11 protein-coding genes, 1 tRNA gene and 1 other RNA gene are annotated in these 11,153 nt (G+C 42.2%); 11 read left to right on the plus strand and 2 right to left on the minus strand.

Annotation, left to right across the window (positions count from 1 at the left end):
* Positions 1-3 precede the first annotated feature (3 nt).
* The gene (locus tag Ga0466249_RS23660; protein WP_215831965.1) at positions 4-687 is read left to right on the plus strand and encodes a response regulator; all 684 of its coding nucleotides are present in this window, start codon (positions 4-6) and stop codon (positions 685-687) included.
* A 95-nt stretch (positions 688-782) separates the two neighbouring features.
* Here Ga0466249_RS23660 and Ga0466249_RS23665 read toward each other — a convergent pair whose 3' ends face one another.
* On the minus strand, positions 783-1,475 hold the full coding sequence (locus Ga0466249_RS23665; RefSeq protein ID WP_215831966.1) for a hypothetical protein: 693 nt from the start codon (positions 1,473-1,475) through the stop codon (positions 783-785).
* A 116-nt stretch (positions 1,476-1,591) separates the two neighbouring features.
* A complete protein-coding gene (gene menA / locus Ga0466249_RS23670; protein ID WP_215831967.1) occupies positions 1,592-2,485 on the minus strand; it encodes a 1,4-dihydroxy-2-naphthoate octaprenyltransferase in 894 nt (297 codons plus the stop codon).
* A 134-nt stretch (positions 2,486-2,619) separates the two neighbouring features.
* On the opposite strand from menA, the gene Ga0466249_RS23675 reads away from it, so the two are divergent.
* The 10 genes from Ga0466249_RS23675 (at position 2,620) to Ga0466249_RS23720 (ending at position 10,884) form a co-directional block, all read left to right on the plus strand.
* Positions 2,620-4,485 (plus strand): spore germination protein, encoded by a 1,866-nt coding sequence (locus Ga0466249_RS23675; RefSeq protein ID WP_215831968.1) that lies wholly within the window; start codon positions 2,620-2,622, stop codon positions 4,483-4,485.
* Positions 4,482-5,597 carry a GerAB/ArcD/ProY family transporter gene (locus tag Ga0466249_RS23680; protein WP_215831969.1) on the plus strand — a complete coding sequence of 372 codons (1,116 nt, stop codon included), beginning with the start codon at positions 4,482-4,484 and terminating at the stop codon, positions 5,595-5,597. The genes Ga0466249_RS23675 and Ga0466249_RS23680 overlap by 4 nt, the downstream gene beginning before the upstream one ends.
* A complete protein-coding gene (locus Ga0466249_RS23685; RefSeq protein WP_215831970.1) occupies positions 5,573-6,841 on the plus strand; it encodes a Ger(x)C family spore germination protein in 1,269 nt (422 codons plus the stop codon). The genes Ga0466249_RS23680 and Ga0466249_RS23685 overlap by 25 nt, the downstream gene beginning before the upstream one ends.
* Positions 6,842-6,946: 105 nt before the next feature.
* Positions 6,947-7,036 (plus strand) — tRNA-Ser (locus tag Ga0466249_RS23690).
* Between the two features lie 233 nt (positions 7,037-7,269).
* Positions 7,270-7,369, plus strand: an RNA gene (gene ffs / locus Ga0466249_RS23695) — signal recognition particle sRNA small type.
* Positions 7,370-7,526: 157 nt separating this feature from the next.
* Positions 7,527-9,239, plus strand: a complete 1,713-nt coding sequence (gene dnaX / locus Ga0466249_RS23700) for a DNA polymerase III subunit gamma/tau (RefSeq protein ID WP_215831971.1) — start codon at positions 7,527-7,529, stop codon at positions 9,237-9,239.
* Positions 9,239-9,565 (plus strand): YbaB/EbfC family nucleoid-associated protein, encoded by a 327-nt coding sequence (locus Ga0466249_RS23705; protein WP_215831972.1) that lies wholly within the window; start codon positions 9,239-9,241, stop codon positions 9,563-9,565. The genes dnaX and Ga0466249_RS23705 overlap by 1 nt, the downstream gene beginning before the upstream one ends.
* Positions 9,566-10,162 carry a recombination mediator RecR gene (gene recR / locus Ga0466249_RS23710; protein WP_215831973.1) on the plus strand — a complete coding sequence of 199 codons (597 nt, stop codon included), beginning with the start codon at positions 9,566-9,568 and terminating at the stop codon, positions 10,160-10,162.
* A gap of 78 nt (positions 10,163-10,240) precedes the next feature.
* Positions 10,241-10,558, plus strand: coding sequence for a YaaL family protein (locus Ga0466249_RS23715; RefSeq protein ID WP_215831974.1), 318 nt, complete (start codon positions 10,241-10,243; stop codon positions 10,556-10,558).
* 41 nt (positions 10,559-10,599) lie between these two features.
* Positions 10,600-10,884 carry a pro-sigmaK processing inhibitor BofA family protein gene (locus tag Ga0466249_RS23720; protein ID WP_215831975.1) on the plus strand — a complete coding sequence of 95 codons (285 nt, stop codon included), beginning with the start codon at positions 10,600-10,602 and terminating at the stop codon, positions 10,882-10,884.
* Positions 10,885-11,153 lie beyond the last annotated feature (269 nt).

Consider the following 11,153-nt stretch of genomic DNA (forward strand, 5'->3'; position numbering starts at 1 on the left):
GGGATGGAGCAACGTCTGAAGGTGTTAGTTGTCGACGATGAACCGCAGATTCGTCGCTTGATTAAAGTTTCATTGGAAGGCCATGGCTATCAAGTGCTTGAGGCAGCCGATGGGAAGACTGGTGTGGACCAAGTGTTAAGTAGTAAACCAGATATTTTCTTGCTCGATTTGGGATTGCCTGATATGGATGGAAAAAAGGTAATCCAGTTAGTTCGCGATTGGTCGACGATTCCCATTATTATTTTATCTGCCAGAGATCAGGAAGCAGAAAAGGTTGAGGCACTAGATATGGGGGCCAATGACTATATTACCAAGCCTTTTGGTGTGGGTGAGTTAATGGCGCGTATTCGCGTTTGTCTGCGTTCCCAAGGGAATGGAGCGGATGAATCACAAGTCCATTGTGGTGACTTAGTCATTGATTTAGCGAAGCATCAGGTCACATTGTCTGGCAATGAAGTAAAATTAACGCCAACACAGTATGATCTATTAAAGGTTCTGGCGCAAAATGCAGGGAAAGTGTTGACTCATCGCCAATTGCTGAAAAGGGTCTGGGGGGCCGAAAGTGATGATACGCAATATATACGCGTATATATTGGACAATTACGTAGGAAAATTGAAGAAGATCCCTCACGGCCTAAGTATTTGATTACCGAATCCGGTATTGGTTATCGGTTAATGTATCAGTAAAATCATCCATAAGAAAGGCAGTATCACACACTAGTGATACTGCCTTTCTTATATTCAATGTAATTTTTGTGACTCGATAGTTTTCCTAAGATAATTTAGAAACGAAATTCGCTGGGAGCGCCGTCTGCATCTGGGCCATGTCCATGATGTTGAAAGCCAAGCTCTTTGGTATCATTTTTTAATGTATCTTGATTAACGCCAAGTATAGTAGCTACATCTAACCAGGTGTTGTTGATTTTTTTCATTGACAAGATGTCACCAAGTGTTTTGCCGGTGTTTTTAGAGAGCTCACTAGCCATACCGATGTCTCGGGGATGATAACCTTGTTGAAGCAGATTAATTGCAGTTTGTTTGTTGAGACCAATCTTCTTATTTAAGTCATTAGCAATAATGTTTTGATGGGCCGTTTTCATTTGTTCTTTCGTAACACCCAGTTCATCAGCTACATCTTTCCAGTGATTCAGATAGGTTTTATGGCTGATGACCTGATCGAAAGACTGTCCGCTGGCATTGGCAAGCAAGGCTGCTTGACCAATGTCTCTGAAATTCATCCCCTTTTCGCTATATTGCAAAACAGTAGCTTGGTCTATGCCGAAAGCATCGGCAAGATGCTGAGCCATTTCCTGCGGGTTGTGTCCCGGTCTTTGGAATCCAGATCCGCACTTATCTTGTATAGCAGATGGAGCTTCTATATCAGCTGCTTGCACAATAAACGGACTGACGGCACCTGCCATAATAAATGTTCCGGCAATGAGTGAAGCAAGGGCTTTTTTTGATACCATTTTCATAAGTATAACCTCCTGTTATTTTGCCAATTATTGATTGGCGGTTGATCTTAGTATAGAGGAAGAATGTGACAAATTTATGACAGGAGATAAGAATATTTTATTTGTCTTATGATTTGTTACAAGAGGTAGCCAAAGGCTGCTGTAATGATGAGGCAAGAGCCAAAAAGACAGTGAAAAGCCGCTGCTTGTTTTACTAGATAGATCATGCGTTCGCGATTTCCCAGCCAAGCCTGACGGGCGTCCTGAAGCTGATGATAAGCCATAGGAAGTAACAGAAAGGTCAAACCTGTACTAAGCGGCAATAGACTTATGACAATGAGTCCAAGTAAAGATAGAAAGCACAGGCCATAGAGAGTAAAATAAACGATCATTCCCTTATCAAGACCTAATAATAGTGCAAACGTGCGAATGCCTGCATCGTAGTCGTCTGCTAAGTCTCGTAAATCATTGGCATGTAAAATGGCCATAACGAGACATGAAAGTGGCAGGGAAGCCAATACAGGCAAGAGGGAGAGCTTTTCGGCCTGTATGTAATAGGCAGGGAAAATCATGAAGGGCCCCATGAGAAAAAAAACGAAGAATGTGCCAAGTCCCTCATATTTGAAAGGGTAGGGACCTGCTGTATAACAATAAGCACCGACAACTCCCAGGACTCCTAAGACCATAATGACCCAACCGCATTCAAAGGTCAGATATAGGCCAAAGAGGCCGCCGCCAGCAAGGCAAGTGAAGGCAGCCGATTTCATTTGTTTGGGTGTCATAGTGCCTGTAACAAGCTCGGGGCAGGAATGAGCTGAAGCGACTGTGTCGACACCTGTCACGTAATCACCCCAAGTATTGAATAGATTGGCTGCAATTTGAAGAAGCATGCCGCCAAGTAAGGCAGCCAATAAGCGGCTTATTTGAAGGATAGGCGATTCTGGAATGGCTAGAACAGTGCCAAATAAAATGGGGATAATTGATGCAGTTAAGGACCAGGGGCGAATAGCTAAAAACCAGGATTTTGTCATAAGGAACCTCCTCGAAATCATTCATGGCTATTGTTCTTGTTCAAGAATTAAACTCCTGCTTATTTATATTTGAGTCTGTATGTTCTGAAGCATTTTTGACAACCCTAATCTTGATTGCTTAGGAGGGGTTTGTCATGGAAAAAAATTTCTTTACTGATCTGTATGATTTTATCAGAACAGGACTGGTTTATGAGCCGGATTCGGGTCCTAAGCCGTTTGTATTGAAAGAAAAAGAAGGTCAGCAGAGTAAAGATTTTCTAGTTGAAGCTCCTTTAGTAGCGCGTGAAATGGGAGTCTTACTGCGTCATGCCACGCGTCTGGAAAGGTTAATGAAACAGACAATAGCATGGCTATATGATGAGAATTTACATTCAGAAAAGCTGAAAGATTTAGCTGGCGAGCTTGAGATTATGAAAAAGCAGCAAGGCGAACTTGCGCCAATGCTGCTGTCTTATAATCAAGCTGAGCTTGATGAACATCTTGTCAGTGCGAGTTTAACGGAAAATCAGCGCATCATTCGAAATCTCTATGATCTTCCTGATAATAAAGATCTCATTGCTCGTACCTTTGAGATCCCTTGCCAGCCGCCTATTGCGGCGTTACTCGTTTTTATGGAAGGCATGATTGACAAGAAATTGATTAATTTGTCAATTTTGCAGCCTCTTATGAATATTAAGGGTCCATGTGATGCATGGGAGAACGATTTGGTGGGCAATATTGTGAATTTGGCTTTGCCTAGTAATCAAGCCAAGAAGTTAAGTAACTTTAGTGAACTCGTGCAAGGCATTAATGATGGTGATACTGCACTGTTTTTGGATGGGCAAACAAAAGCGGTGCTGCTCGAAACGAAGGGCTATGCTTTACGAACCATTGGTAAACCACAACTTGAACAGTCTGTGAGGGGGTCACAAGCAGCTTTCTGTGAAGGACTGAGGATTAATACGGGTCTCATGCGCACCTATTTGCCTACGGCAGATCTTGTCACTGAAATTATCAAGGTAGGCGATCGCGTACCAGTAAAATGTGCCATCATGTACTTGAAGTCTGTTGTGAATCCGACGTTAGTGACTGAAATTAAGCGACGATTAAATGGCATTTCTACGGATTACATTGTCAATATGGGTATGTTGGAGCAATTTATTGAAGATTATCCTAAGGTACCTTTTCCTCAGATGCTTTCGACAGAGCGGCCCGATCGAGCTGCTGTTCATCTTACAGAAGGACGCATTGCTTTAATCCTTGACGGGACACCGTTTGCCCAGGTTTTTCCGATTAATTTGTTCACTTTTCTTCATTCTGTGGAAGATTTTAGTTTGAAAGTACCCATCGGCACTTTCATGCGACTCATTAGGACGATGGGGGGCATCCTTTCTGTGATATTGCCTTCTCTCTATTTAGCTGTGAATTATTTTCATCAGGAAGCCATGCCGACAGAACTGGCTCTGGCTATTGCCGGAGCGAGAGAAAAAGTGCCTTTCCCATCCCTCGTGGAGATCCTATTAATGGATTTTTCTTTTGAACTGATTCGAGAGGCAGCACTGCGCGTTCCGGGCTTGCTCGGCACGTCCATTGGGATTGTGGGCGCCCTTATTTTAGGCCAGGCGGCAGTGGCTGCGAATATTGTTAGTCCCATTATGGTAGTGCTGATTGCCATTACGGGTCTGGCTTCTTTTACGATTCCTGATTATCGTCTGGCCATGGCTGTCCGGGTAATGCGGTTTATTTTTTTGCTGTTAGCCGCTTCGCTAGGACTCGTAGGGCTGTCTTTTGGCGTACTTATTATTTTAGTCGGGCTGTGCAGTATGAAGAGTTTTGGTGTGCCTTATCTTTCTCCCCTTGCACCACGCACAACAGCGGGATTGGATGTTTTTATACGCGGTTCTGTTTTTAATCAGGAGCGTCGGCCCGATGACCTTAATGCACAGGATGAACGTAAGCAACCTCTGATTAGCCGAGAGTGGACAAAGGAACAGCCTAGTGGCAAGGAGAGAGAAAAATGAGTTATGAGAGTGGAAAATTAGGCGTAGCAGAAGGAATCGCGCTGGTATTTATTTTGACGATTTCCCGTATTTTTTTGTCTACGCCTGTGGCCATTCTCGACGATGCTGCCGGGTTGGCATGGCTAGAAACCTTTTTGCATGGTGTTTCAGCTTTTATCTTGTTTTGGGCGTTATTAACCGTTTTTCAACGTTTTCCCGGTGATTTATTTAGTGTGTCACAGATTTTAGTGGGTTCCTTTGGTGCCTGGTTGATCAGCTTATATTATATGGCAATATTTTTTATTAATTATATTATGATTTTACGCCAATTTGCCGAAAATACGCTCATTACAGCCCTTCCTTTGACAGAATTTAATGTTGTTATTGCTGCTTATGCGGGGGTGGCCGCGATTGTTGTCTATGCAGGAGTAGAGGCCATGACTAGGGCGACGTCGATTCTTTTGCCCTTTGGGATTTTTTTGTTACTTCTTGTTATGGCACTTCTCATTCCTTTTTATAATGTGTATAACTTGGCACCTTGGCAAGGAACAGGACTGGGGCCTGTTTTATGGGGTTCAACAGCAAAAGCCGGAGTTGATTTTGGTATTTTCGTTTTTGTTATTTTGGCTCCAGCTTTTCATTCGTTAAAAACCATTCGAACAGCTTCTCTATGGGGTATGGGACTAAGTCTCTTGCTTCGCTCCCTATCGATGCTTGTTTATACGCTTATCTTTGGGGTAGATGTTGGACGGGAAAAAGTGTTACCTTTTTTTGAAATGGCCCGTTTAGTTTACCTTAACCGTTATGTTCAGCGCATTGAAGCCTTATTTATTGTTTTGTGGGTCCTTACGGGAACTCTCAATCTTGCGGCATCTCTTTATGTGGGGCTTTATATTTTGACACGATTGTTTAAACTGCCCTCAATGCGGCCGCTTATTTTCATTGTGACCATTATCCTGGCGGAACTGGCGATGTTGCCAACTGATGTCATAACAGTCATTGAATGGGATGGAAAAGCTCTGTTATTTTTTGATATCGGCATTTATGTGATTCCAGTCATTTTACTTGTTGCAGCGACAATAAAATTACGACGGAAGGAGGGAGGGGGATGGGACTTCGATTCGCCGCAGTAATTTGTTTTACTTTGATGACAATTTTTATTTCCGGCTGTAACGGGGGCAGGGAAACGGATGAAGTTGCTTATGTTATCGGGATCGGTATTGATAAAGCAGGTGAGGGTGAACTCAATATAACTTATCAGATTGCTATCCCAAAGGCTCTTGGCAGTGGCGGCGGAGGAAGTGGTGAAAGCGGTGATAGTGCGGGCAGTAAATCCGTCGAAACAGTTACAATTCATACAAATAATATTGCCGAAGCACGCAACATTTTAAATACTTTGATGGCGAGAGTGCCAAATCTGTCTCATAATAAAGCTTTTTTTATTGGTGAAGAACTGGCACGACAAGGCGTGGGGGATATTTTTGGACCCCTTGTGCGTTATCGTGAATATCGCGGTTCCATGTTTATTGCTATTGTTCGCGGTGGAACAGCACAGGATTATTTAAAGAAATTAAACCCCAAGCTGGAACTGCTGCCTTCGAAGTTTATCGAGACAATGATGCTGACACACAATGAGACGGGGTATTATGTACGATCCAATTTGCAGGAGTTTTACAAAAGCATGAAATCTGGGAGCGATTCGCCACATGCTGCATTGATTTCAACGAATTCCGTGGATGGACAAGACTTACCAAGCGGTGAAAAATTGCCCTATGAAAAGCTTAATGAATATTTGGCGGGTGATATCCCTGTTTATGGTTCTGCGGCAGCAAGCAATTTTGCTGGAACAGCCTTGTTCCGGCATGACAAGATGGTGGGAACCTTGACAACGGAAGAAACGCGGATGCTGCTTATTTTGCAAGGCAATCTGCCGCGAGCTTTTACTGTGATTGAGGACCCGCAGTTGCCAGATAAAGCCGTGAATATTCAAATGCGCCTCGGGGAGAAGCCGACTATTACTTTGTCCTCAAAAGATGGTTATCTTGTGTTTGATGTGTCTGTAATGCTTGAAGGCGAAGTGACGGCCATACCAAGCGGGATTCATTACGAACAGGGTAAAGATAAAAAACAACTTGAGGCGGAATTGTCGGCTGTAATTCAGAATCAAATAGAAAAAATGCTAAAAAAAACACAATTAATGGGTAGTGATCCTGTTGGATTTGGTTACTATAGCCGAACTCTTTTTCCTACCTATCAAGCTTGGCAGCAACAAAATTGGGACGAGATATATCCTTCCGTGCAGTTTCATATTCATGTTACAACGAAATTGCGTCGGACAGGTTTGATGGGAAAAACGTCACCCATAAAAGGAAAATAGTTGAAGAGGACTTTCTAAACATTTTATTTTGTATATAAAATGTTTAGAGGTATTGCTTTTTGTCGGATGTTGTTGTATAATACATTTTGTGTCTGTAGAGCAAACGGAGAGATGTCCGAGTGGTTGAAGGAGCACGCCTGGAAAGCGTGTGTACGGGAAACTGTACCGAGGGTTCGAATCCCTCTCTCTCCGCCAAGTTAATAATGATAAGCATTTGTCACCTATTAAGTATCGGGTTATAAGTGCTTTTTTGTTTTATACTAAGTTTGTGATAAAACTATATCAAAGAGTGGTAGGGAGGCTACAAGCTACTCCTCTTGCAAATAAGCATTGTGTATAGTATAATTCTTTTCACAGAGTTAGTGCATTAGATAAAAAATGTATTTTCAGTTGGCTTGTTATTTTTAAGGTCGGACTACGGCCTGTTGTAGCGGGTCTTGCGCAATGGCAGCTCATGAACCTCGTCAGGTCCGGAAGGAAGCAGCGATAAGTGAATCCTGTTATGTGCCGCAAGGGTGCCTGTTACAGTGGACGTAGCCCGACGTTAAAAATAAGGCTGATTGGATGAAGCCTTTTATAGCAGCCATAAGGCTGCTATTTGTGTTAGAAGTGAAGGAAAAACAGGCGGAGAAAGCGAATGTAATTTAAGCGTAGTAGTTTTTAGTTGGATGGAGAGGTGTTTCCTGTGGGTTATGTGGCACTTTATCGTAAATGGCGACCGCAAGATTTTGACGGATTAATTGGACAACAGCATATTAGCCAAACTTTAAAAAATGCCATTCAAACGGGAAAGACAACTCATGCCTATTTGTTTGCCGGGCCGCGTGGTACAGGAAAAACAAGTACAGCGAAAATTTTAGCAAAAGCCTTGAACTGTGAACAGGGACCAACACCTACGCCTTGTAATCACTGTGCTAATTGTGAAAAAATCAATCAAAATTGTTCAATGGACGTTTTTGAAATTGATGCGGCTTCTAATCGAGGCATTGATGAGATTCGGGATCTGCGGGAAACAGTAAAGTTTGCGCCTGTAGAGGGTAAGTACAAAGTATATATCATTGATGAAGTACATATGTTAACGCAAGAAGCTTTCAATGCGCTTTTAAAAACATTAGAAGAACCACCGGATCATGTGGTTTTTATTTTGGCAACAACAGAGCCTCATAAGATTCCAGCTACCATCCATTCCCGCTGTCAACGATATGATTTTCGGAAAATCCCTGTCAATGACATGGTGGCGCATTTAACTTATGTTGCTGAGCAAAGTGAAATTGCTATTCGTGAGGATGCTTTGCGGTTGATTGCAGTTCATGCTGATGGTGGCTTGCGTGATGCTCTGAGCATTCTTGATCAATGCAGTGCCATGAGTGATGGTGAAATTGATGTTGAAAATGTTCGTCAATTATTGGGCCTTGTGGGGCATGAGTGGATTTATCAGTTAATGGATGAAATGATTGCTAGTCAGGCTGAAGCAGCTTTGATTACGCTAGATAAAATTTTAGCTTTAGGGAAGGATATTAAGCAAGTCCTTGTTGAAATCGCGCTTTATTGTCGCAATGTCATGTTGTTTAAAGCGGCTCCTGATCTGGAAAGTTTGCGGGAATGTTCAGAAGATCGCCTTGTGCTGAAAAAACATAGTGAATTACTTTCGCAAGAGGAAGTTTTTCAATTTATTGAAACTTGCCAAGAAACGATTGAACAAGTCCGGCGTTCTACGGCACCTCGCATTGACGCCGAAATGGCACTGCTTTCTTTATGTCGCAGAAATCACCTCGATATGGCGTCTTTGATTGAACGTATTGAACGATTGGAAAATCTTCAAGGTTCATCAACACAATCGGTCCCAACGGTCCATACTCATCCGCGTGTTTCAGGTCATGGTTCAGTGAAGGAAAATGCCGACCCGGTTGTTTATGTACCAAAAGAAGCTGCTCATGCTGCTACGCCTGTAGTAGATAAAGAGCCAGCATCACAGCCTTCTGTACCGATAACGACGGATATTGAGCAGGTGTGGGATCATGTGCTAAAAGATCTTATTGCGAATGGTAAACGTTCTGTTCATGCCTGTATTTCACAAGGTAAGTTAGTGGAGTTGAATGATAAAACGGCTGTTATTGCTTTTCAGTCAAATTTCCCAAAAGAGCGGACACAAAAAGAGGATTATCGTAGCATTATCGAGAATTTGATAGCGCGGATCGCTGGTAAGCCCTTGGTCTTGAACTGTGTCTTAGCTAGTGAAGTGACAAAGACGGCTCAGTCATCATCTCATGTTGAGCCGGAACCTGTAGCAACTGATATAAAGTCTAGTGCGGGGGACGACCTTCATGCTCTGACTTTAGCTAAGCAGATATTCGGTGGGAAAGTGATTAAAAATGAAAATCCTGAGGAGGGTCAATAATGTTTGGAAATATGGGTAACATGGGAAATATGATGAAGAAGGTACAAAAACTGCAAGGTGAAATGGCAAAAATGCAGGAAGAATTAAAGGGGCGCACATTAGAAGCTTCTGTTGGTGGCGGAGCCATTACTGTTGTTGTAACAGGCGAAAAACAGATTCAATCCATTAAAATTAATCCGTCTGCTGTAGATCCTGAAGATGTAGAAATGCTTGAAGATATGATTGTTTCATCTGTAAATGAGGCATTAAAAAAAGTTGATGACATGATGACGCAGGAGATGGGTAAGCTAACAGGCGGGTTGAATTTGCCAAAAGGAATGCTGTAAATGCCACTTATCGCTCCTTTGGCAAAACTAGTTGGCGAGTTGCGGCGTTTACCGGGAATTGGTCCCAAAACAGCGACCCGTCTAGCCTATCATATTATTTCTATAGAGAAAGAACGGGCGCTTTCTTTGGCACGAGCCATTGTATCAGCCAAAGAAAATATTACCTATTGTTCTATATGCTATAATTTAACGGATCAAACGCCTTGCCAAATCTGTCGGTCTGAGGAACGCGACAGCCATCTTTTATGTGTCGTAGAAGACCCCAAAGATGTAGAAGCTATGGAACGAACGCATGAATATCATGGCAAATATCATGTTCTTCATGGCGCTTTATCCCCTATGGAAGGAATTGGTCCTGATAATTTAAAAATGAAGGAGCTCTTAATTCGCCTAGGGACTGGAGACTTTCAAGAAGTGATTATGGCGACGAATCCCGATGTTGAGGGGGAAGCGACGGCTCTTTATTTATCGCGGCTGCTAAAACCACTAGGCCTAAAGGTTACGCGCATTGCGCATGGTTTGCCTGTTGGTGGTGATCTTGACTATGCTGATGAAATGACACTTTCTAAAGCACTAGAAAATCGACGTGAAATGTAAAAATCAGGTTCTTCCTGATTTTTTTTTGTCATGATTAGGACGTGCTCCCCATATACTCTACAAGGGGGGTGGGTATGCATGAGTGAAATTTGGCGCCGAATTTTGGTGTGGCTGGAAATTATTACTCCGCATATAAAACAGCAGACGGAAGAGGCTTTGCTAGTTCAACAAGCTTGGTTAGAGTGGCATGCAGCGCAGCAATATTATCAATTTGTTTGTGATCCTGATTTAGTTGAATATGCTATTTTTGCTATTAAAGCAGCTGAGACGAAATATCGTTATCTTATAAAAATGGCACGCATACATGGTCTTTATGTTTATCCTGTTACAGGTCTATCTGGTTATGGAAAGCAGATGACAGTTTCTCATTTCTCAGGTACAATGAGAGAAGGGTGATTATTCGCCTCAAGAGAGACTTAGAAGAGGAAGTGAAATGAATGCCTACTACGGGGATAGGTCTGGATCTCAATGTCATTTTGGCTTATTTATTTGGTATCATACTAATTCTTTTCGTTGGAAAGATTTTTCTTATGCCGCTAAAATTAGTATTTAAATTGCTCTATAATGGAGTCGTTGGTGGTATTATGCTTTATGTTATTAATTTTATTGGCATTCATTTTGGATTTACTATTGCACTTAATCCAGTGACAGCCCTTGTAGCTGGGTTTTTGGGAATTCCGGGAATTGTCTTACTTATCCTATTTAAGATTTTTATTAATTAAGAAATAGCTGAAAATTTTGCGTAAATAGTGTCAAGTTTTCCTATACTAGACTTGACATTATTTTTATGGCGCATGATCTATTGGATCACGGAAAAAGTGTTGACATAACAGGGCGTCTGTGATAATATAAACGAGTCGCTAAAAACGACAGACAAACGCTTTCGCAGCTACGGCTGTGAAGCAAAAAAAATGTGTTGACAACATCGCTTGCGATGTGGTAACATATAAAAGCTGTCGCAAGACAACATGCTCTCTGAAAACTAAACAAT

It is taken from the genome of Pelorhabdus rhamnosifermentans (genome assembly GCF_018835585.1).
Classification (GTDB): Bacteria; Bacillota; Negativicutes; order UMGS1260; family UMGS1260; genus Pelorhabdus; species Pelorhabdus rhamnosifermentans.